The organism is Streptomyces sp. JJ38, from assembly GCF_019303475.1.
Lineage (GTDB): Bacteria > Actinomycetota > Actinomycetes > Streptomycetales > Streptomycetaceae > Streptomyces.
On the sequence record NZ_JABLSI010000010.1, the window covers coordinates 50,631 to 70,048 of the forward strand.

Consider the following 19,418-nt stretch of genomic DNA (forward strand, 5'->3'; position numbering starts at 1 on the left):
AGCAGCATGCCCGGCCTCGGACCACGGCGGTCCGGGGCCGGGCCGTTCCCTAGGATGCCGACATGTCCCTGCCCCACGCGATCCTCACCGCCCTGCTGGAGAAGCCGTCGTCGGGGCTGGAGCTGACGCGCCGCTTCGACAAGTCGATCGGCTACTTCTGGTCCGCGACGCATCAGCAGATCTACCGCGAGCTGGGCAAGCTGGAGCAGTCCGGGTTCATCCGGGCGCTGCCGACGGAGGCGCCGGCGCGCGGGCAGCGCAAGGAGTGGGAGGTCCTGCCGAAGGGGCGGGAGGAGCTGACGGCGTGGGTGGCCCGGGTCGAGGACCCGAAGACCGTCCGGGACCCGCTGCTGCTGCGGATGCGGGCGGCGGCCGTCGTTGGGAGTGCGGGCCTTGAGGCCGAGCTGCGCCGTCATCTTGCGCTGCACGAGCGGCAGTTGGCCGAGTATCTGGAGATCGAGAAGCGCGACTTCCCGCCGGAGCGGGACACCGAGCCGGACCGGCTGCGGCACGTCGTCCTCAAGGGCGGCATCGGCCTGGAGACGTTCTGGATCGCCTGGCTCACCGACGCCCTCGACCAGCTCCCCCGTGGCCAGGACGGGGCCGACGCTCCCTGAGCGCGAGGGCGCTGGCCTCGTCGGCCTCGGCTCAGACGCGGCCCTCGGCCTCGGCGATGGACTCGACCAGTCGACGGGCGCTCGCGGGTGATCGCATCAGGTACATCGTCTCCTGCCAGGATGCGTAGTCCTCTTCCGAGATGAGGATGGCATTTCCGTTGCGGGACGTGATGAGCACCGATGAGCGGTCGTCGTTGACCTGCTGGATCAGTGCGTGCAGGTTGTCGCGGGCCTCGTGGGCAGGGATGGGCACAGCCGCCTCCTCGTATGTCGTGTCGGCAACTGTGCCACCGCTTCCTGCCGGGGCGTCCCCTCCACGTCGCACAGCCCCGGAACCGCCGGGACGGCCGGCCCGGCCTGGGGAGGCTTCGGGCCGGCCGTCGGGGCCGCTAGCGGACTGCGGGGCCTACTTGACGAGGTTCAGCAGCAGGTTGGGCGAGCCCTGGCCCGGGTTGGTGACGACGTCGGGGGAGGCCGCGTCCGTGAGCGCCTGGGAGACCTGCTCCGGGGTGGCCTCGCCGTTGTCCGCCAGGTACAGGGCGGCGACGCCCGCGACGTGCGGGGTGGCCATCGAGGTGCCGGAGATGGTCTTGGTGGAGCCGTCGTTCCAGGCGGCGGTGATGTCGACGCCGGGGGCGAAGAGGTCCAGCGGCGCGCCGTAGTTGGAGAAGCTCGCCATGCCGTCGGCGTCGTCGGTCGCGCCGACGGTGATGGCCTCCTCGACGCGGGCCGGGGAGACGTTGGTCGCGTCCTGGCTCTCGTTCCCGGCCGCGACGGCGAAGGTCACGCCGGCGGCTATCGCGTTCTTGACGGCCTCGTCCAGGACGGGGTCGACGCCGCCGCCGAGCGACATGTTGGCGACCGAGGGGCCCGAGGCGTTCTCGGCCACCCACTCGATCCCGGCGACGACCTGGGCGGTGGTGCCCGAGCCGTTGTCGTCCAGCACGCGGACGCCGACGACCGTGGCGTTCTTCGCCACGCCGTGCGCCTCACCGGCGATCGTGCTGGCGACGTGGGTGCCGTGGCCGTTGCCGTCCTGGGCGACGTCGTCCTCCTCGACCGCGTCGTAGCCGTCCTCGGCGCGGCCACCGAAGTCCTCGTGCTCCACCATCACGCCGGTGTCGATGACGTAGGCGGTGACGCCCTCGCCGCCGCCGTCCGGATAGGTGTAGCTCTGGTCGAGGGGGAGCGCGGGGCTGTCGATGCGGTCCAGGCCCCAGTTGGGCGGGTCGGTCTGCTCGGCGGAGATGGTGTGCGTCTGGTTGGCGTACACCTTGTCGACGGCGGGGTCGGCGGCGAGCCGACGCGCCTCCTGCGCCGACAGCGAGGTGGCGGCGTAGCCGTTGAGCGCGTGGGTGAAGGTCTCCTCGACCTTGCCGCCGTGCTTCTCGACGACGTCCTCGCCGCCCTGCGAGGCCGCCGAGACGCCGTTGTCCTTCAGGGTCACGATGTAGCTGCCCTCGACGGCGAGGGCGGAGTTCGCCCCGATGACCGTCCCCTCGGCGGGGCCGGCGTTGGCCGGGAGGGCGATGAGTCCGGTGCCGACGGCCGCCGCGGCCACCGCCGCGGAGATGCCGACGGTGAGCTTCCTGCGCGTCACTGCCATGTGAATGTCCTTCACTGCCGTGTCGTGGGGGGATGCGCCGTGGGGGCGCGAACAGCAGCCAAGCTCATGTACACGACAGCTTCAAGGGATGCAAAGAGAGCGCTATTCAGGGGCGATTCCGGCATCAGGGGGCGACTCGGTCGGCCTCGGGCTGGACAACTCCGCCCCCGATGTCCAGTCGTGCCGCCACCATGCCGAGCTGGAAGCGCGTGGTCACGCCGAGCCGTTCCATCGTCGCCCGCAGCCGCCGCTGGAAGGTGCGGTGACTCACGCCGAGTTGCCGGGCCATGACCTGGTCCGTCAGCCCGGTGGCCAGCAGCGCCAGCAGCCGCGTGTCGTCGCAGGGGAGGCCCGGACCGTCGCCGTCGCCCTCGTCGTCCGCGAGGAAGTCGGACAGCGGCAGCGCCTGCGCCCACAGCACCTCGAAGAACGAACTCAACGCGTCCAGCAGGCCCGAGGCGTGGACGACGACGCAACTGGCCACCTCGTAGTGCGTGGTGCGCAGGGGCAGGATGCCGGTCTGCTCGTCGGCCAGCAGCATCTTCGTCGGCGCGCTGGTCAGGACCCGTGCCTCCTCGCCGAGTTCGGCGCAGGCCAGGATGTCGGTGTGGGTGCTGTGGAAGGTGGCCAGCCCCTCGGCGTCGTACAGCACCCGGTAGGCGACGCCGCGCCGCATCGTCTCGCCCTGGAGCGGCATCATGCCGGTGCGCGCGTCGTGCCGGTCCGGGTCGCTGTTGACGTACGGCGGCCGGTCCACGCCGCGGACCAGGTGTCGGGCGCCGCGTTGCAGCTGGTCCACCCGCTGCATGACGGCCGCCCGGCCCACGACGACCTCCACCACGTCGAGCGGGTCGCGGGCGTCCGCCGCCGCCCGGAACCGGGCCGCCAGGTGGTGCACATGGCGCCGGGCCCGTTGCAGCTCCTCCTCGCGCGCGGCCAGGAGCGCGGCGAGCGCCACGTCCGGCTCGACGGGCAGAAACCGGTCCGGCCCCCGCCGCCTGCCGGCGACGCGCTGGATCAGCCCCAGCTCCTCCAGGGAGCCGAGGGCTCCCCGCACCCGGGTGACCGACAGCCCCAGGCCGTCCCGCAGCTCGGCGGTGGTGACGGCGCCGTCCACCAGCGCCTCGTACACCTGCTGCTGGACGGCGTCCAGATCCAACGCCTCAAGCATGTCCGAATCGTGACCTTGGCGGCGCAATCACGTCAATGGCGTCATGGCGACATCCTTGAGCCCCCCACAGGGCCTCCACAAATCGCGGTGGCCGCATCCGGTCCCGGTGGGGCGACCGGCGGTCAACACTCCTGAAGCGCAGGCGCAGGCGCAGGCGCAGGCGCAGGACCGGACCGGGGCGGGGTGGCGACGAGCGCGCCGGGCGGGCCCTCCGGCGCCTCCCGGCTCCCCGCCGACGTGCGCTCCCGTCGGGTGGGAGAAGGGCGAGTTGGCTCTCTGCGCGGGGGACTTGAGGACGGGTGTGTTTCGTCCGGGGCGGTGATTGTCCGTACCCCCATGTCAGTTGCCCGCGGCATCGCCGCCGTGTTCTCCTCGTGGCGACCACCGTGGATGCGTAGGGGGAACTTCACGATGCGTAACCTGCCCGACGGCAAGGACATCCTCGATCCGACGCTCTACGCGGGCACCCGGCGACCCCGCGAGGAGGCCACGACCCTCCCGCACTGGGTCTACACCGACCACACCTGGTTCGAACGCGAGATGGCGACCATGTTCCGCCCCGCGTGGCACTTCGCCGGGCTCGCCTCGTCCATCCCGCAGCCGGGGGACTTCCGCACCCTGCGCCTGCTCGACGAACCGCTGCTCGTCGTCCGCGGGGACGACGACCAGGTCCGCGTCTTCCGCAACTCCTGCCGGCACCGGGGCTCGCTCGTCGTGGAGGAGCCCTCCGGCAACTGCCGTGGCCTGCGCTGCCCCTACCACTCCTGGACCTACAGCCTCGAAGGCGTCCTCAAGCACGCCCCCGGGCTCGACGGCCACCGGCGCGAGGAACTCGCCGGGCTCGGCCGCAACCTCGTCCAGGTGCCCAGCGGCATCCGCGAAGGGCTGGTCTTCGTCCACCTCGGCGACCCGGCCACCGCCCCCACCCTCGACGCCTACCTCGGCAACTACCTCTCCACCGTCGCCGTCCCGCACCAGACCGCGCAGATGGTCGCCGTCCACGAGCGCGAGTACGTCCTCGACTCCAACTGGAAGCTCTACGTCGAAGTCGACATGGAGACCCTCCACACCCAGCACATCCACCGCGGCTCCATCGGCGAACAGCCCGTCACCACGCCCCACGCCGAGGGCCACTGGATCGGCGTCCACCACGCGTCCGAGCACACCCCCGCCCTCCACCCCGGAGAACGCCACACCGGCTTCCCCCACACCAAGGGCCTCACCGGGGCCGCCGAACACGGCGCCCACTTCTCCATCCTGCTGCCCGGCTTCTTCCTCGTCACCGCCCAGGACGTCATGTGGTGGATCCACAAGATCCCCGACTCCGCCACCCGCACCCGCGTCCGCGTCGGCTACTCCTTCCCCGGCTCCACCGTCGACCGCCCCGACTTCGACGACGTCTACCCGCGCTACGCCAAGCGGCTCGACCAGGTCGTCGAGGAGGACGACTGGATCACCGAGCACCAGCAGCAGGGCCTCAACGCCTCCCCTCCCGGCTGCTACGTCCCCGAGGAGCACGTCGTGCACCGCCTCGACAACTGGATCCTGGACCAGGTCCTCGGCGACCGCGACGCCGTCCATGACTGACGCCGCCGGCCGCCGGGCCCGCCGCCTCCTCGCGTGGTCCGTCCTCGCGGGCTGCTTCCTGCTCGGCTTCTTCCACCGCTTCGCCCCCGCCACCTTCGCCGACGCGCTCTCCACCGACCTCGACGTCACCGACGCCCAGCTCGGCGCCCTCGCCTCCTGGCACTTCTGGACGTACACCGTCGCCCAGATACCCGCCGGGCTCCTCGTCGACCGCCACGGCACCCGGCGTTGCGTCGCCGTCGGCTCCACCGTCACGGCCGCCGGCGCGCTCCTGCTCGCCGTCGCCCAGAACCTCGTCACCGCCTCGGCCGGGCCCCTGCTCACCGGCGCCGGACTGTCCGTCGTCTTCGTCGGCATCATGAAGTTCAACGCCGCCTGGTTCAGCCCCGAACGCTACGGACTCGTCACCGGCGTCACCATGCTCCTGGCGACCTGCGGCGCCGTCGCCGCCGGCTCGCCCACGGCCTGGCTCCTGGAACACTTCCCCTGGCGCGGCCTGTTCGCCGTCGCGGCGGCGGCCGGGCTCGCCCTCTCCCTCGCCGTCGCCGCGCTCGTGCGCAACCACCCGGCGGGCAGCGCGTCCGCCCCCGTCTCCGGTGCCGCGCGCGGCGGCCTGCGGGACGCCTTCCGCAGCCGTGCCCTGTGGCCCCTGCTGCTCGCCACCGCCGGGACCAACGGCACCTTCTACGCCTTCTCCGGCCTGTGGGGCGTCCCGCTCCTCACCGACACCCGCGGCCTGTCCAACACCGCCGCCGCCTGGTACACCACGGCCGCCCTCACCGTCTACGGCATCGGCTGCCTCGCCATCGGCGTCTGGTCCGACCGCGCCGGCCGCCGAAAGCCCTTCATCCTCGGCACCAGCGCCATGGCCCTCACCGGCTGGGCCTGCCTCGCCCTCCTCCCCTGGGACGCGGGCTGGCAGGGGCTCGCCCTCTACGCCCTCGTCGGCGCCGCCGCCTCCCAGGTCACCGTCTCCTTTGCGGCCCTCAAGGAAGCCGTCCCGGCCCACATCGCCGCCACCGCCCTCGCCATCCTCAACGCGGGCTGCTTCGGCGTCTCGGCCGCCCTGCAACCCCTCTTCGGGCTCGTCCTCGACGCCGAGCTCGGCTGGGACCGGGCCCTCGCCCTCATGGCCGGCACCTCCGCCCTCGGCCTCCTCGCCGCCCGCGCCTCCCGCGAGACCTGGTGCCGTCCCGTCGCCCCCGCCGACTCCCCGGCCGCCCCGGAGACGGCCGTCAAGCGGTAGGCCGACGACCCCGACCGCACCCTTGTCGTCCGCTCAACGCCTCTTCTAGGGTGCGCTCGTTCGGAAACCGAACACGCCGACGCACGGCCTTCGGGCCCGAGGGAAGAGGACCGCATGGGAAGCACGCTCCGGCGCCTGTCCGCCATCGCAGCGACCACCGTCCTGGCGTGCGCCACGCTCGCCGTCCCGCAGGCCGGCGCCGTCGGGGTCGGGAGCGCGGCCTGTCTCGACGAGTCCGCGCCCCTCACTGTCGAGGACCAACGCCTGGAGCGGCGGGCCCCGCAGCAGATCCTGCGGCGCAGCGGCTTCGACGCCGTGCGCCCCGCCTTCCTCCGGGAGCTGTGCCGGGCCGACTCCCTCGCATCCGCCGAGCACGTCGTCGGCAAGCACGCCCGGAAGCTCTGGAAGACGGCGGTCAACCGCGCGCAGTCCCGGGCGAGGGGCGGCGAGCTGAGCCGCGAGGACGACCGCCCGCTGTACTGGGCCAGGCTCAGCCTGGACACGGCCCTGCGCCAGTGGCAGCCCCGCTTCCCGCTCTCGGCGGAGGAACGCGCCGGGTTGATCCAGCGCCTGGAGACGTCCTCCCGTGGCCAGGACACCATCACCTTCCCCAAGGGCGAGGGCGTCAAGCGCATCCTGGTCACCGGCTTCGACCCGTTCACCCTCGACCGGGACATCCGCATCGGCAACCCCTCCGGCGCCGCCGCGCTCGCCCTCGACGGGACCTCCGTCCAGACGGCGTCGGGCCCGGCCCGCATCGAGGCCGCCATCTTCCCCGTCCGCTGGCGGGACTTCGCCGACGGCACCGTCGAGCGCACCCTGCTCCCGCACTTCGCCGAGGGCCCGGCGCAGGTCGACATGTTCGCCACCATCAGCCAGGGCCGTCCGGAGCAGTTCGACATCGAGCGCTTCAACGGCGCCTGGCGCGGCGGCTACCCGGACAACGAGAACGCCTCGGAGACGGGTCTCGTGCCCATCCCCGCCGGGGTCCCCTCCGTCACCCCGCAGCCCCAGTGGACGGCCACCTCGCTGCCGTACACCGACATCGTCAACGCGGACACCGGGCGGTTCCCCGTCCTGGACAACACCCGCGTCACCGAGATACCCGTCGGCGCGGCCGACCCCGTCGTCCGGGACGACGGCCCAACCCCCGGCTCGCAGGCCCGCCAGGGTGGCGGCGGCAACTACCTGTCCAACGAGATCGCGTACCGGGCCACCCTGCTCCGCGACGCCCTCGGCCTCGACGTGCCCGGCGGCCACATCCACACCCCGGTGCTGCGCTTCGGCGAGGGCAACACCGACGCCGTCACGGACCCGGCCTACGAGCGCAACCGCTCCGACATCACGGCCCAGATCCGCGCCATCGTCACCGTCGGGGCGGGGACCCTGTAGCGGTCAGGTCGTCAGCGAAGCGTCCCGGTGCTGGTGGAGTCCACGAACGCGGCCCACGCGGCGGCGGGGAACACCAGCACCGGGCCGTCAACGGCCTTGCTGTCCCGGACGGGGACGCTGCCGTGGGTACCGAGGGCGGTTTCCACGCAGTTGCCGCCGTTGCCGCCGCTGTGGCTGCTTTTGATCCACTGTGCGTTGGTGAGTTCGTGCTGCTTCATGTCGGGACGCCTCCCGGTGCCGTGGTCTCTCAACGAAGTTGGTCGGAGCGCGTGGCCCCGACGAATGCGGTCCACGCAGCGTTGGGGAAGATCAGCACCGGGCCGTCAACCGCCTTGCTGTCCCGGACGGGGACGCTGCCGTGGATGCCGAGGGCGGTTTCCACGCAGTCGCCGCCGTTGGCGCCGCTGTAGCTGCTCTTGGTCCACTGTGCGTTGGCGAGTTCGTGCTGCTTCATGTCGGCCGTACCCTTCCATGACGTCGCAGATCAGCGCGGCGGACTCTCGAGCGGACAGTGCATCAGCTCTGAGCACATCATAGATCTGGGATTGCGCGGCGAAGACTGCCGGATTATTACTGAAGTGGCCTCGGTCCAGCGACTCCGAGTAGACCCACTGCTGCCCATCAGGCAGATGGATCAGCGACATCGGGCTGTCCGGAGGGTTGATGCTCGGGTCTGACGAGGGCGCGATTTGAATGCGGACGGAGCCCAGCTTGCCCGCGGTGAGTAGGTGCGCGCATTGCTCACGCATGACGGTCGTTCCACCGACTACGTTGTGCAGCGCGCTTTCGTCGAGCACTGCCACCAGCAGTGGGCCCCGCCCGTTGGCTGCGAGGAACCGCTGCTGGCGGCTCATCCGGGCTCGGATCAGTTCCTCCAACTCTTCGCCCTCAACCAGGCGACGGAGGACCGCACGTGCGTACTCCTTCGTCTGAAGAAGCCCAGGGATGACCAACGTGCCGTAGATCCGCAGGGCGACGGCTTCGGCGTCCATCGCGGCCCGGCGCTTGAACCAGTCGGGGTGGGCGACTTCGGGGTACCAGTCGATGCGCTGCCACAGGCGTTCGAGCATGCCGCCGGTGCCCAGGACGTGGTCGGCGGCCACGGCGAACGTGTGCTGAGGGACGCGGGTACCGGCCTCGATGCGGGCGACCAGCGAGCGGTCGCACGGGATCTTGCAGGCCAGCTCCTCCTGCGTCAGGTGTGCCGACTCCCGCAGGTCGCGCAGGAGTTCTCCGAAGACGGCGGCCGAGGTCGCGGCCGGGTTCTTCGTACCGTTGCGTCGGTGTACCAAGGTTCCCCCCTTGTGACAGAAGGCCCATGGCACGCGGAACGCGTTGAACGCGCCATGGCCTAGGGCAACGCTGTACTCACGGATGGTAGCCGCCTCGTCCGACAAGCGGGGCGAAAACGTACAGGGATGCCCATGGTCATGACGCCTGCGGACACGCAGCGCGAAGCGCGGCGCATCGCGGCGCGGATCGCCGAGGAGCTGCATATCGCCTTGCTGGGACGGGGGTTCTACCTCCCGATGCGCGCGGCGCCCCCGCTCGGCGGGCGGGCCTACATCGGGGTGGAGCCGATCCGGGCGGACGTCGCGATCCGGCTGATCGACACCCTCGCGCCGCCCGCACCCGCCTTCCCGGCCATGGACGACCCGTGGGAGGAGGCCGAGGACGCGGTGGCCGCGATGCGCCGGGCGCTGTGGTCGGCGGGAGTCACCCTGCCCTCGCTGGCGGTTGACGCACCATACGGCGGAGGACGCGGCGTCCTGGTGACGTTGGGCAGGGCGCGGCCAGCGGCCGTGCGGCGGCTCGCGACCGCGGTTCGGGCCGGTGCCGGGCTCCGGCCGGGGGCACTCGTCGTGGACGTCGCGACCGGTCGGCCGGGGTACGTCGTCGCGGAGGACGGCGAGCGGTACCGGCTGCGTCCCGTCACCGGGCGGGGGCCGCAGTGGGACGCCGGGCACGTCCGCCAGCCGGATGCGAGGGAACGGCTCGCCGCCCGCAACGCCCGCGCGAACGCCCGCAGTCGCGGGGACGTGCTGTGAGCGCCCCCCGGGCCGCCACGGTGTTCCGGTGCGAGGCGACGGCGTACGCGCTGGACCACGCGCGGACCTGGCCGCTCGGCGTGTACCGGACGCACACGGCGCGGCTCGCCCTGCGCTGGCTGCGCGACCGGGCCACGCGCATCGCGGACGCGCTGGACCCGGCTCCGGGCCTGCCCTGGTGCCCGCCGGGAGCCCTGAGCTGTGCCACCGGGGACGCGACCGAGGCCGCCGAGACGCTCCGCGCCTGGCGCGACGGCACCGCCCAGCAGGACACCGCGCTCGCTCACCTGGCCGACGGCGCCGTGTTCACCCTCGCCGCCCGCGACGGTGCCGCCCACTACGTCCTCTGTGCCACCCGTGAACCGTGGCCAACGGCTCGTTCCTCGTGGACCGGCCGGGATGTCGGTGCCTCGGGATACGTTGCGGGGTGATGGGCCGGACGGAGATCGTGAGGGACTCGCGGCCATGGGGGGCGGGTCGTACAGGCCCCGGCGCCAGCTCGGGCCTGGAGGTGTCTTGCCGTGCCCCCGCCCCCCACCCGGAAGCCAAGGCCCCGCCACGCACGTCATGGCGGGGTGGGCGCGTGTCTGTCAGACGACTTCTTGGCCGATCGCGCGGAGGACGTCGGCAAGCCAGACCAAGTCGTAGCCCAGGGCCCGGTCCGGCTCGGCGAGAAGGTGTTCGAGGTGTTGCCACGATTCGGAGAGCTGCCCGATCGTCATCGTGGCCGGCTCGTCGGGCACCTGGTAGAGCTCGTCCACCGGGATGGACCAGAAGTAGTCGTGTCCGAGCTCCACCGTGCTTCCGGCTGAGGATTCGATGTGCTCCAGGGCAAGCTCGAAGGCATGGCGGAGCTGGCCAAGAGGGATCAGCAGGGGGTCGCTCGGCATGGGTCAAACCGCTGGGTCGAGGTTCGGAGGTCAGGCGCGCGGTGCGTCGGAGGCGTTGTCGGAAAGCGGCGCTTCGCTGTGCCGGTCCCGGACACCGGAGGCTACTGCCGGGAGAGGTCGGCTGGGTCGATGTCGAGGGGGATCGGGGTGTCCACGTGTGTGACGGCGCCGGCGAGGGCGGTGGTGCGCTCCACGTACCGGCCACTTTCGAGCTCGTGGATGATGAGCATGGGCGCCGGGTCGAACTCGAGCCGCCAGAAGTGCGGGATGGCGGCCTCGGCGTACAGCATCGGCTTGAACTTGCGGTCCACCGTGCGGTTGCCCGGGGAGACCAGTTCGACCACGAGCTGAACGCCTTCTGCGTCGATGCTGACGCCGTCCTCGGCGGTGGCTCCGGCGTCGGCCACCACGAGGTCGGGGACGACCAGCCCCGAGGGCAGGATGACGTTGACGGCCTCCAGCACCTCGACCGGTGTGCGGGCAGAGCGGGCGGCAGCGTGCAGGGCCATGGCGAGCCGGAAGGAGGCTCGCTGGTGGCGGATGCCGGGTGCGGGAGTCATGACGAGGGACTCTCCCAGCAGCTCGTAGCGCATCGTGCGATCTTCGGGCAGTGCCAGGACGTCGGCGACGGTCCAGGGCCCGGTGTGGTTGACGGCAAGGCTCATTTCCCCTTCACCTCCTCGGCCGACCGCTGCCTCGGCCTGATCCCGGCAGGCGGTATGAGGTCAGCATACGGTCGGGCGAGAGGCCCGGGGGAACGCGTGAGCCCCGCCGGGCGGGTGGGCTCGGCGGGGCTCACGCGTGGGACGGACGCGGGGTCAGTCCTTGATCTCGCAGATGACGGTGCCGGAGGAGATGGAGGCGCCGACCTCCGCGGCGAGGTCCTTGACCGTGCCGGCGCGGTGGGCGTTGAGGGGCTGCTCCATCTTCATGGCCTCCAGGACGACGATGAGCTCGCCCTCCTCGACCTGCTGGCCCTCTTCCACGGCGACCTTGACGATGGTGCCCTGCATCGGGGACGCCAGGGCGTCGCCCGAGGCGGCGGAGCCGGACTTCTTGGCCGCCCGGCGACGCGCGGGCTTGGCGCCGCCCGCGACGGCCGCGCGGGCCAGGGGCATGCCGAGCGAGGCGGGCAGGGAGACCTCGAGGCGCTTGCCGCCGACCTCGACGACGACGGTCTCGCGCGAGGACTCGTCCTCGTCCTCGGCGACGCCGGCCCCGGCGAAGGGCTTGATCTCGTTGACGAACTCCGTCTCGATCCACCGGGTGTGGACGTCGAAGGGCTCGCCCTCGCGGCCGTTGACCTCGGGGGCGAAGGCCGGGTCCTCGACGACGACGCGGTGGAACGGGATGGCGGTGGCCATGCCCTCCACGTCGAACTCCGCGAGCGCGCGGGCGGCGCGCTGGAGGGCCTGCTGCCGGGTGGCGCCGGTGACGATGAGCTTGGCCAGCAGCGAGTCCCAGGCGGGGCCGATGACGGAGCCGGACTCGACGCCCGCGTCCAGGCGGACGCCCGGGCCGGTCGGGGCGACGAACTTGGTCACCGTGCCGGGGGCGGGCAGGAAGTTGCGGCCCGGGTCCTCGCCGTTGATGCGGAACTCGAAGGAGTGACCGCGCAGCGGCGGGTCGTCGTAGCCGAGCTCCTCGCCGTCGGCGATGCGGAACATCTCGCGGACGAGGTCGATGCCGGTGACCTCCTCGGTCACCGGGTGCTCGACCTGGAGGCGGGTGTTGACCTCCAGGAAGGAGATCGTGCCGTCCTGGCCGACGAGGAACTCGCAGGTCCCGGCGCCGACGTAGCCGGCCTCCTTGAGAATGGCCTTGGACGCCCGGTACAGCTCGGCGTTCTGCTCGTCGGTGAGGAAGGGCGCGGGGGCCTCCTCGACGAGCTTCTGGTGACGCCGCTGGAGCGAGCAGTCACGGGTGGAGACGACGACGACGTTGCCGTGCTGGTCGGCGAGGCACTGGGTCTCGACGTGCCGGGGGCGGTCGAGGTAGCGCTCGACGAAGCACTCGCCGCGGCCGAACGCGGCGACGGCCTCGCGCACCGCGGACTCGTACAGCTCCGGAACCTCTTCGAGGGTCCGGGCGACCTTGAGGCCGCGACCGCCACCGCCGAAGGCGGCCTTGATGGCGATGGGCAGGCCGTTCTCCTTCGCGAACTCGACGACCTCGTCGGCGCCGCTGACCGGGTCCTTGGTGCCGGCCACCAGCGGCGCGCCGGCGCGCTGGGCGATGTGCCGGGCGGCGACCTTGTCACCGAGGTCCTTGATGGCCTGCGGCGGCGGGCCGATCCAGGTGAGTCCGGCGTCGAGCACGGCCTGGGCGAAGTCGGCGTTCTCCGAGAGGAAGCCGTAACCCGGGTGGATGGCGTCGGCACCGGAGTCGGCCGCGGCTTTCAGCACCTTGGCGACATCCAGGTAGCTCGTGGCCGGAGTGTCACCGCCCAGGGCGAATGCCTCGTCAGCGGCCCGGACATGCAGCGCGTCCCGGTCCGGGTCGGCGTAGACGGCTACGCTCGCGATCCCGGCGTCCCGGCAGGCCCGGGCTACGCGGACAGCGATTTCACCGCGGTTGGCGATGAGCACCTTGCGCACGATGGCTCCCTCCTTGAAACAACCTGAGTTTAGGTACCTGCGACACCACACGCGCAGTCTTCCAGGGGGGTGAGCTTGCCCACACGATCCGTAGCCGGGCTCGCGCGCCCCTTCCCGTTTTCCTTGTCGTCCCACGGTACGCCGGGAACACGAGGCTGACTGGAGCATCAGGAGCGTGATCGACGTCTCCTGCCGGACAGGGGATCTGTCGCGGTGGTCCTTTGTGGAATCCCTACTAATGAATAGGGGTTTCTTTGCGACGCGTCGGTGACGGAGGGGCAGCCGGTGAGCGACCTCTTGCCGCCGTCATTACCCGTTAGTAGCGTGCGCGCTCGACAGTAGCGTGTGGGCAGTGAGGGGGCGGACGGTGGGACTCCGGCGAGCGGTGGCCGCGACGACGGCGGTGGTGCTGATCCTCGAAGGGCTCGGCCTGGCCGCCCTGCACTGGGTGTTGAGCCTCGTCGTGCGCCGCCAGTCGATGTCCCTGGACGGCCTCGATCCCGACCACATGGTGTGGGGGACGCGGATCGCGGGGCTGGCGCTCGGCGCCTTCGTCGTCCTGTGCGGGGTGGCCGCGCTCCTCGTGGCGGGACGGGACCGGGCCCCGGGGCGGGCCGCACGGCTGGCGCTGATCGGCTGCGCGGTGACGCACGGGGTGCTGGGTGCCGTCGTCGTGGGGCTGGTCGGCTGGGTGGCCTTCGTCGCCCTCATGGGGGTGCTCGGGCTCATCGTCCTCACCCTGCTGGGCTACGCGGAGACGGGGCGGGAGCCGCAGGCCGAGCAGGGGCCGGAGCCCGCCGCCGCGTGAGGCTCAGCGGGCGGTCGTCGCCCACAGGGACGTGATGGCGACGTCGAGCCGGGCCAGGAGCCGCCGCAGGAGCGGCAGGGAGAGCCCGATGACGTTGCCGGGGTCGCCGTCGATGCCGTCGACGAACGGCGCCGAGCGGCCGTCGAGCGTGAACGCCCCGGCGACGTGGAGGGGTTCGCCGGAGGCGACGTAGGCGGCGATCTCCGCGTCGGTGGGGTCGGCGAAGCGCACCGTCGTGCCCGCGGTCGCGGAGGCGCGGCGTCCGGTGGCGGTGTCGATGACGCAGTGCCCGGTGAGCAGGACGCCGGAGCGCCCGCGCATGGACTTCCAGCGGGCGATGGCGTCCTCGGCGTCCTGGGGCTTGCCCAGGGCGCGCCCGTCCAGCTCCAGGACGGAGTCGCAGCCGACGACGAGGGCCTCGGCGGCCTCGGGTCGGGCGGCGACGGCGTCCGCCTTCGCCTCGGCCAGGACGAGGGCCAGCTCGCCCGGTGTCGGGGCGCTCAGCGCGTCCTCGTCGACCCCGCTGACGATCACCTCGGGGGCCAGCCCCGCCTGCCGGAGCAGCCCGAGCCGGGCGGGCGACTGGGAGGCGAGCACGAGACGGCGGGAGGGCGTGACGGATGCGGTCATGTGGTCATCGTAGAAGGCCCGGCGGCGGGGGTGTGTCCGTCAGCGCAGGCCGAGGACGACGGTGACGACGAGGACGGTCGCGGCCAGCAGCCAGCCGGCCCGTCGCAACTGCGCCTGGGCGGCGCGCAGCGACTCGGGGGGCCGGTTCGGGGGGTCGGACCACAGCATGGGTCCAGGGTCCGTCCGCGGCCGCGGGGGCGCCTGAGTACGCGTACTCAGTTCGACCCTGATTCAGGCCCGGTGCAAGCGGGATTCCGGCCCGCTTCGAGCCGAGCCCGGCCCCTCCCGACCGGCTCGGGGCGGGAAGTTGCCGGGCGGCGCGGCCGCGTGGCCCCGCCGGAGGGGCCACGCGGCCACGGTGCCGGAGTGGTCGGCCGTCAGACCGGCCAGTAGGACGTGCGCCAGGCCAGCGGGCCCGGGTGCGGGGTGCGGCGCTGGACCGTCCGGGCGGGGTCGGACCACTCGGAGACGTCGCGCGGACCGCCGGTGTCCGCGGACGCCGCCGCCGTGGCCCGGGCCTGGACCACCGCCAGTGCGGCGGCCAGCTCCTCCGGGGTCGGGTTGCCGCGTAGGACCTTGATCATGCGCTGACCTCCATCACAGCGGGATGTTGCCGTGCTTCTTGGGCGGCAGCTGCTCCCGCTTGTTGCGGAGCGAGCGCAGGCCGCGCACGATGTGGCGGCGCGTCTCGGAGGGCAGCACGACGGCGTCGACGTAGCCGCGCTCGGCGGCCACATACGGGTTGAGCAGCGTGTCCTCGTACTCCGCGGTGAGTTCGGCGCGCAGCTCCTCGCGCTCGGCCTCGTCCTCGACGCCGGCGAGCCGGCGGCGGTGCAGGATGTTGACCGCGCCCTGGGCGCCCATGACGGCGATCTGGGCGGTGGGCCAGGCGAAGTTGAGGTCGGCGCCGAGGTGCTTGGAGCCCATGACGTCGTAGGCGCCGCCGAAGGCCTTGCGGGTGATGACGGTGATCAGCGGCACCGTCGCCTCCGCGTAGGCGTAGATCAGCTTGGCGCCGCGCCGGATGATGCCGTTGAACTCCTGCTCGGTGCCGGGCAGGAAGCCCGGGACGTCGACGAAGGTCAGCACCGGGACGTTGAACGTGTCACAGGTGCGCACGAAGCGCGCGGCCTTCTCGCTCGCGTCGATGTCCAGACAGCCCGCGAACTGGAGGGGCTGGTTGGCGACGACGCCGACCGCGTGGCCCTCGACCCGGCCAAAGCCGGTGATCATGTTGGGCGCGAAGAGGGCCTGCGTCTCCAGGAACTCGCCGTCGTCCAGCACGTGCTCGATCACGCCGTGCATGTCGTAGGGCTGGTTCGCCGAGTCGGGGACGAGGGTGTCCAGCTCCCGGTCCCGGTCGGAGGTCTCCAGGTCGACGTCCTCGGGGTAGACGGGAGCGTCGGAGAGGTTGTTGGACGGGAGGTAGGACAGGAGCGCCTTCACGTACTCGATGGCGTCCTTCTCGTCCCCGGCCATGTGGTGGGCCACGCCGGAGGTCGAGTTGTGGGTGCGGGCGCCGCCCAGCTCCTCGAAGCCGACGTCCTCACCGGTGACCGTCTTGATGACGTCGGGCCCGGTGATGAACATGTGCGAGGTCTTGTCGACCATCACGGTGAAGTCGGTGATCGCCGGGGAGTAGACCGCGCCGCCCGCGCACGGGCCCATGATCAGCGAGATCTGCGGGATGACGCCGGAGGCGTGGACGTTGCGCCGGAAGATCTCCGCGAACAGGCCGAGCGCGGCCACACCCTCCTGGATGCGGGCGCCGCCGCCGTCGTTGATGCCGATGACCGGGCAGCCGGTCTTCAGCGCGAAGTCCATGACCTTGACGATCTTCTCGCCGTAGACCTCGCCCAGCGAACCGCCGAAGATCGTGAAGTCCTGCGAGTAGACGGCGACCGGGCGGCCGTCGACCGTGCCGTAGCCGGTGACGACGCCGTCGCCGTACGGGCGGTTCTTCTCCAGCCCGAAGTTCGTCGAACGATGCCGCGCGAACTCGTCGAGTTCGGTGAACGAACCCTCGTCCAACAGCAGTTCCACGCGCTCGCGCGCGGTCAGCTTGCCCTTGGCATGCTGCTTCTCCACCGCGCGAGCGGAACCCGCGTGCGTCGCCTCGGCGGCACGACGCTGGAAATCGGCGATCTTGCCCGCCGTGGTGTGGATGTCGGGAGTGCTTTCCTGCTGCTCGGACACGGGGAGCGGCTCCTAGTCGTCCTCGGGGCTACCGACTCGTAGCGTAGCGGCGACGGCCCGTGTCGGCGGTGCGTCGTTGGCCACACCTGAAGCCCCCTACAGTGTCGCCATGACACCGCAGATGTCCTCAAATGTGCCAGGTTCGGGCGGGGGCTCGGCAGGCCCTCAGGGTGCGGGCGGCTCGCCGGGCCCGTGGAGCGATCTCGAACGGCCGCCCCTCAGCGCACCCGCCCTCCGGCGCGCGCTGTTGACGCCCGAGAGCCTGTGGAACGAGCTGGACGTCGTCGAGCGGACCGGTTCCACCAACACCGACCTCGTCCACCGGGTGAACCGGGGCCCGGTGGACGAGGGCACGATCCTGGTCGCGGAGGAGCAGACCTCGGGCCGCGGCCGGCTCGACCGGCGCTGGGACGCGCCGCCCCGCAGCGGTCTCTTCTTCTCCTTCGTCCTCCACCCGGCCCCCGAGATCCCGCAGCGGGCCTGGAGCTGGCTGCCGCTGCTCGCCGGGGTCGCCACCGCCACCGCGCTCGCCCGCACGGCCGGGGTGGACACGATGCTCAAATGGCCCAACGACCTGCTGGCCGAGGTGGACGGGGAGGAGCGCAAGATCGGCGGCATCCTCGCCGAGCGCGTGGGCGACGCCGTCCACCACGCCGTCGTCGTCGGCATCGGCATCAACGTGTCGCTGCACGCCGAGGAGCTGCCCATCCCCGAGGCGGGCTCGCTGCTCCTCGCCGGCGCCCAGGGCACCGACCGCGACCCGCTGCTGCGGGCCATCCTGCGCTCCGTCGAGGGCTGGTACCGCAAGTGGCGGGACGCCGGCGGGGACGCGGCGGCCTGCGGGCTGCAGGAGACCTACGCCGCCGGGTGCGCGACGCTCGGCCGGACGGTGCGCGCCGAGCTGCCCGGCGGCAGGGAGCTCGTGGGCGAGGCGGTCGCGGTCGACGGCGACGGGCAGCTGGTGCTCGCCACCGGCAGCGGCGTGGAGCAGGCCGTCGGCGCGGGCGACATCGTCCACCTGCGGCCCCACGACTGAGCGCGGCCCGATGCCCGGCGGGGTGTCCCCCGGGGCCCCGCCGGACGCGTCGCCGCGGGCGTGGACGCATACGTCCGCGTCCGCGCCGCGTGAGCTACGGCACACCTGCCGTATCGTGGTGGCGGTAGCGCGGCGCGGTGGGCGCGGTGTAGAGAACGGAAGGGCAGAGCGCAGGCACGTCATGCGCGAGAACCTGGCAAGGGGCGGGCAGTGACCGCGAACGATCCGGCCGTGCCGCCCGCCGACGCGGGCGGCGGCGCAGGCGGTGACGCGTCGGCCGCCGCCGCCACCGGCGCGGCCTCCGGTGCCGCCGACCCCTCCGCCGCCTCCGGTTCCGCCTCCGCGTCGTCCTCCGCCGCCTCCGGTTCCGCCTCCGAGCACGCCTTCTCCGCGCGCGGCGGCGAGGCCGGGTACGGCGAGGAGCGCGAGAGCGCGGAGGAGCGCGGCAAGGAGAACCCGCTCGCCCTCAAGGTCGAGGAGCTGATCCTCGGTGCCGCCCGCACGTACACCCCGTTCCAGGCCGCCCGGGCCGCCGACGTCCCCATGGACCTCGCGGCCCGGTTCTGGCGCGCGATGGGCTTCGCCGACATCGGCCAGGCCCGGGCGCTCACCGAGGCCGACGTACTGGCCCTGCGCCGCCTCGCGGGCCTCGTCGAGGCCGGGCTGCTGACCGAGGCCACAGCCATCCAGGTCGCCCGCTCCACCGGGCAGACCACGGCCCGCCTGGCCGAATGGCAGGTGGACTCGTTCATCGCCGGGCTCACCGTCTCGCCCGAGCCGGGCATGAGCCGCATGGAGGTCACCTACCCCCTCGTCGAGCTGCTGCTGCCGGAGCTGGAGGAGTTCCTCATCTACGTCTGGCGGCGGCAGCTGGCCGCCGCCACGGGGCGCGTCGTGCAGGCGCAGGACGACGAGGAGATGGTCGACCGCCGCCTGGCCGTGGGCTTCGCCGACCTGGTGGGCTTCACCCGCCTCACCCGGCGCCTTGAGGAGGAGGAACTCGGCGAGCTGGTCGAGGCGTTCGAGACGACGGCCGCCGACCTGGTGGCCGCTCACGGCGGCCGGCTCATCAAGACGCTCGGCGACGAGGTCCTCTACGTCGCCGACGAGGCGGGGACGGCCGCCGAGATCGGCCTGCGGATGATCGAGACCCTGTCCGGCGACGAGACGATGCCCGAGCTGCGCGTCGGCCTGGCCTTCGGCACCGTGACGACCCGGATGGGCGACGTCTTCGGCAACACCGTGAACCTCGCGAGCCGGCTGACGTCCATAGCGCCCAAGGACACCGTGCTGATCGACGGCGCGCTGAAGGAGGAGCTCACGGCCGTGGGTGACGCCCCGCACTCGGAGAAGGACTCCGCGGCCGGGGCGGGGTACCGCTTCGCCCTCCAGCCCCTCTACCAGCGGCCGGTGCGCGGTCTCGGCGTCGTCGAGCCCTGGCTCCTGGGCCGCCGCGGCTGAGCCCGCCCCCGGGCGCGCCCCCGCTCCCCCCGGCGCCGGGCCCCGGCCCGCCCGCGTCCCTGCCTCCAGCCGCCGACGACCCTGCCCCGGGCCGCTCGGGAGCTGCCCCGGGGCTTCGTGTGCGGGAGCCCAG

The 19,418-nt window shown here is 72.4% G+C and carries 22 protein-coding genes; 9 read left to right on the top strand and 13 right to left on the bottom strand.

The features are described 5' to 3' along the window. Nucleotides 1-62 precede the first annotated feature (62 nt). Nucleotides 63-617, top strand: coding sequence for a PadR family transcriptional regulator (locus HPT28_RS07280; protein ID WP_219090114.1), 555 nt, complete (start codon nt 63-65; stop codon nt 615-617). 31 nt (nt 618-648) lie between these two features. On the opposite strand, the gene HPT28_RS07285 is transcribed toward HPT28_RS07280, so the two are convergent. The 3 genes from HPT28_RS07285 to HPT28_RS07295 form a co-directional block, all read right to left on the bottom strand. Further along, a complete protein-coding gene (locus HPT28_RS07285; RefSeq protein ID WP_219090115.1) occupies nt 649-870 on the bottom strand; it encodes a type II toxin-antitoxin system Phd/YefM family antitoxin in 222 nt (73 codons plus the stop codon). Between the two features lie 153 nt (nt 871-1,023). Beyond that, nucleotides 1,024-2,223: a S8 family peptidase gene (locus tag HPT28_RS07290; protein ID WP_219090116.1), complete on the bottom strand. Its 1,200-nt coding sequence runs from the start codon at nt 2,221-2,223 to the stop codon at nt 1,024-1,026. Nucleotides 2,224-2,347: 124 nt separating this feature from the next. After that, entirely contained in the window at nt 2,348-3,394 is a 1,047-nt protein-coding gene (locus tag HPT28_RS07295; protein ID WP_219090117.1) for a helix-turn-helix domain-containing protein, read from the bottom strand. Between the two features lie 411 nt (nt 3,395-3,805). Here HPT28_RS07295 and HPT28_RS07300 point away from each other — a divergent pair, with 411 nt between their 5' ends. From HPT28_RS07300 to HPT28_RS07310, 3 genes are all read left to right on the top strand, one after another. Further along, entirely contained in the window at nt 3,806-4,981 is a 1,176-nt protein-coding gene (locus tag HPT28_RS07300) for an aromatic ring-hydroxylating dioxygenase subunit alpha (protein ID WP_219090118.1), read from the top strand. Continuing rightward, nucleotides 4,974-6,227, top strand: coding sequence for an MFS transporter (locus HPT28_RS07305; RefSeq protein ID WP_219090119.1), 1,254 nt, complete (start codon nt 4,974-4,976; stop codon nt 6,225-6,227). The genes HPT28_RS07300 and HPT28_RS07305 overlap by 8 nt, the downstream gene beginning before the upstream one ends. 114 nt (nt 6,228-6,341) lie before the next feature. Beyond that, a complete protein-coding gene (locus HPT28_RS07310) occupies nt 6,342-7,619 on the top strand; it encodes a pyroglutamyl peptidase (protein WP_219090120.1) in 1,278 nt (425 codons plus the stop codon). Nucleotides 7,620-7,630: 11 nt separating this feature from the next. On the opposite strand, the gene HPT28_RS07315 is transcribed toward HPT28_RS07310, so the two are convergent. The 3 genes from HPT28_RS07315 to HPT28_RS07320 are packed head-to-tail and all read right to left on the bottom strand — an operon-like array spanning nt 7,631 to nt 8,911. Then, a complete protein-coding gene (locus tag HPT28_RS07315; protein ID WP_219090121.1) occupies nt 7,631-7,837 on the bottom strand; it encodes a DUF397 domain-containing protein in 207 nt (68 codons plus the stop codon). Nucleotides 7,838-7,866: 29 nt separating this feature from the next. Continuing rightward, on the bottom strand, nt 7,867-8,001 hold the full coding sequence (locus HPT28_RS26670; protein WP_308119120.1) for a DUF397 domain-containing protein: 135 nt from the start codon (nt 7,999-8,001) through the stop codon (nt 7,867-7,869). Continuing rightward, nucleotides 7,943-8,911: a helix-turn-helix transcriptional regulator gene (locus HPT28_RS07320; RefSeq protein WP_257578211.1), complete on the bottom strand. Its 969-nt coding sequence runs from the start codon at nt 8,909-8,911 to the stop codon at nt 7,943-7,945. Before HPT28_RS07320 ends, HPT28_RS26670 begins: the two co-directional genes overlap by 59 nt. Before the next feature lie 138 nt (nt 8,912-9,049). Here HPT28_RS07320 and HPT28_RS26675 point away from each other — a divergent pair, with 138 nt between their 5' ends. Both HPT28_RS26675 and HPT28_RS07330 read left to right on the top strand, forming a co-directional pair. Continuing rightward, entirely contained in the window at nt 9,050-9,667 is a 618-nt protein-coding gene (locus tag HPT28_RS26675) for a hypothetical protein (protein ID WP_257578191.1), read from the top strand. Beyond that, a complete protein-coding gene (locus HPT28_RS07330; protein WP_219090123.1) occupies nt 9,664-10,098 on the top strand; it encodes a hypothetical protein in 435 nt (144 codons plus the stop codon). The genes HPT28_RS26675 and HPT28_RS07330 overlap by 4 nt, the downstream gene beginning before the upstream one ends. Before the next feature lie 159 nt (nt 10,099-10,257). Here HPT28_RS07330 and HPT28_RS07335 read toward each other — a convergent pair whose 3' ends face one another. From HPT28_RS07335 to HPT28_RS07345, 3 genes are all read right to left on the bottom strand, one after another. Next, nucleotides 10,258-10,557 carry a hypothetical protein gene (locus tag HPT28_RS07335; protein WP_219090124.1) on the bottom strand — a complete coding sequence of 100 codons (300 nt, stop codon included), beginning with the start codon at nt 10,555-10,557 and terminating at the stop codon, nt 10,258-10,260. A 101-nt stretch (nt 10,558-10,658) separates the two neighbouring features. Continuing rightward, nucleotides 10,659-11,222, bottom strand: coding sequence for a Uma2 family endonuclease (locus tag HPT28_RS07340; RefSeq protein WP_219090125.1), 564 nt, complete (start codon nt 11,220-11,222; stop codon nt 10,659-10,661). A gap of 153 nt (nt 11,223-11,375) precedes the next feature. Then, a complete protein-coding gene (locus HPT28_RS07345; protein ID WP_219090126.1) occupies nt 11,376-13,154 on the bottom strand; it encodes a biotin carboxylase N-terminal domain-containing protein in 1,779 nt (592 codons plus the stop codon). Nucleotides 13,155-13,521: 367 nt separating this feature from the next. Here HPT28_RS07345 and HPT28_RS07350 point away from each other — a divergent pair, with 367 nt between their 5' ends. Beyond that, nucleotides 13,522-13,962 carry a hypothetical protein gene (locus HPT28_RS07350; protein WP_219090127.1) on the top strand — a complete coding sequence of 147 codons (441 nt, stop codon included), beginning with the start codon at nt 13,522-13,524 and terminating at the stop codon, nt 13,960-13,962. A 3-nt stretch (nt 13,963-13,965) separates the two neighbouring features. Here the strand turns inward: HPT28_RS07350 and HPT28_RS07355 are convergent, their stop codons facing one another. From HPT28_RS07355 to HPT28_RS07365, 4 genes are all read right to left on the bottom strand, one after another. Then, nucleotides 13,966-14,592: a nucleoside triphosphate pyrophosphatase gene (locus HPT28_RS07355; RefSeq protein WP_219090128.1), complete on the bottom strand. Its 627-nt coding sequence runs from the start codon at nt 14,590-14,592 to the stop codon at nt 13,966-13,968. A gap of 39 nt (nt 14,593-14,631) precedes the next feature. Then, a complete protein-coding gene (mmpB, locus tag HPT28_RS26680; protein ID WP_257578192.1) occupies nt 14,632-14,760 on the bottom strand; it encodes a morphogenic membrane protein MmpB in 129 nt (42 codons plus the stop codon). A gap of 209 nt (nt 14,761-14,969) precedes the next feature. Next, complete coding sequence (locus HPT28_RS07360; protein WP_219090129.1) at nt 14,970-15,176, bottom strand: acyl-CoA carboxylase subunit epsilon; 207 nt, start codon at nt 15,174-15,176, stop codon at nt 14,970-14,972. Nucleotides 15,177-15,189: 13 nt separating this feature from the next. Next, nucleotides 15,190-16,788 carry an acyl-CoA carboxylase subunit beta gene (locus HPT28_RS07365; protein WP_219090130.1) on the bottom strand — a complete coding sequence of 533 codons (1,599 nt, stop codon included), beginning with the start codon at nt 16,786-16,788 and terminating at the stop codon, nt 15,190-15,192. A gap of 109 nt (nt 16,789-16,897) precedes the next feature. Here HPT28_RS07365 and HPT28_RS07370 point away from each other — a divergent pair, with 109 nt between their 5' ends. Beyond that, nucleotides 16,898-17,824 carry a biotin--[acetyl-CoA-carboxylase] ligase gene (locus tag HPT28_RS07370; protein ID WP_219090131.1) on the top strand — a complete coding sequence of 309 codons (927 nt, stop codon included), beginning with the start codon at nt 16,898-16,900 and terminating at the stop codon, nt 17,822-17,824. A gap of 210 nt (nt 17,825-18,034) precedes the next feature. Further along, on the top strand, nt 18,035-19,285 hold the full coding sequence (locus HPT28_RS07375) for an adenylate/guanylate cyclase domain-containing protein (RefSeq protein ID WP_219090132.1): 1,251 nt from the start codon (nt 18,035-18,037) through the stop codon (nt 19,283-19,285). Nucleotides 19,286-19,418 lie beyond the last annotated feature (133 nt).

Excerpts from the sequence above, each read along its gene's own strand:
- HPT28_RS07280 (WP_219090114.1), top strand. The coding sequence starts at position 63 with ATGTCCCTGCCCCACGCGATCCTCACCGCCCTGCTGGAGAAGCCGTCG.
- HPT28_RS07290 (WP_219090116.1), bottom strand. The coding sequence starts at position 2,223 with ATGGCAGTGACGCGCAGGAAGCTCACCGTCGGCATCTCCGCGGCGGTG.
- HPT28_RS07295 (WP_219090117.1), bottom strand. The coding sequence starts at position 3,394 with ATGCTTGAGGCGTTGGATCTGGACGCCGTCCAGCAGCAGGTGTACGAG.
- HPT28_RS07300 (WP_219090118.1), top strand. The coding sequence starts at position 3,806 with ATGCGTAACCTGCCCGACGGCAAGGACATCCTCGATCCGACGCTCTAC.
- HPT28_RS07305 (WP_219090119.1), top strand. The coding sequence starts at position 4,974 with ATGACTGACGCCGCCGGCCGCCGGGCCCGCCGCCTCCTCGCGTGGTCC.
- HPT28_RS07310 (WP_219090120.1), top strand. The coding sequence starts at position 6,342 with ATGGGAAGCACGCTCCGGCGCCTGTCCGCCATCGCAGCGACCACCGTC.
- HPT28_RS07315 (WP_219090121.1), bottom strand. The coding sequence starts at position 7,837 with ATGAAGCAGCACGAACTCACCAACGCACAGTGGATCAAAAGCAGCCAC.
- HPT28_RS26675 (WP_257578191.1), top strand. The coding sequence starts at position 9,050 with ATGACGCCTGCGGACACGCAGCGCGAAGCGCGGCGCATCGCGGCGCGG.
- HPT28_RS07335 (WP_219090124.1), bottom strand. The coding sequence starts at position 10,557 with ATGCCGAGCGACCCCCTGCTGATCCCTCTTGGCCAGCTCCGCCATGCC.
- HPT28_RS07340 (WP_219090125.1), bottom strand. The coding sequence starts at position 11,222 with ATGAGCCTTGCCGTCAACCACACCGGGCCCTGGACCGTCGCCGACGTC.
- HPT28_RS07355 (WP_219090128.1), bottom strand. The coding sequence starts at position 14,592 with ATGACCGCATCCGTCACGCCCTCCCGCCGTCTCGTGCTCGCCTCCCAG.
- mmpB (WP_257578192.1), bottom strand. The coding sequence starts at position 14,760 with ATGCTGTGGTCCGACCCCCCGAACCGGCCCCCCGAGTCGCTGCGCGCC.
- HPT28_RS07360 (WP_219090129.1), bottom strand. The coding sequence starts at position 15,176 with ATGATCAAGGTCCTACGCGGCAACCCGACCCCGGAGGAGCTGGCCGCC.
- HPT28_RS07370 (WP_219090131.1), top strand. The coding sequence starts at position 16,898 with ATGACACCGCAGATGTCCTCAAATGTGCCAGGTTCGGGCGGGGGCTCG.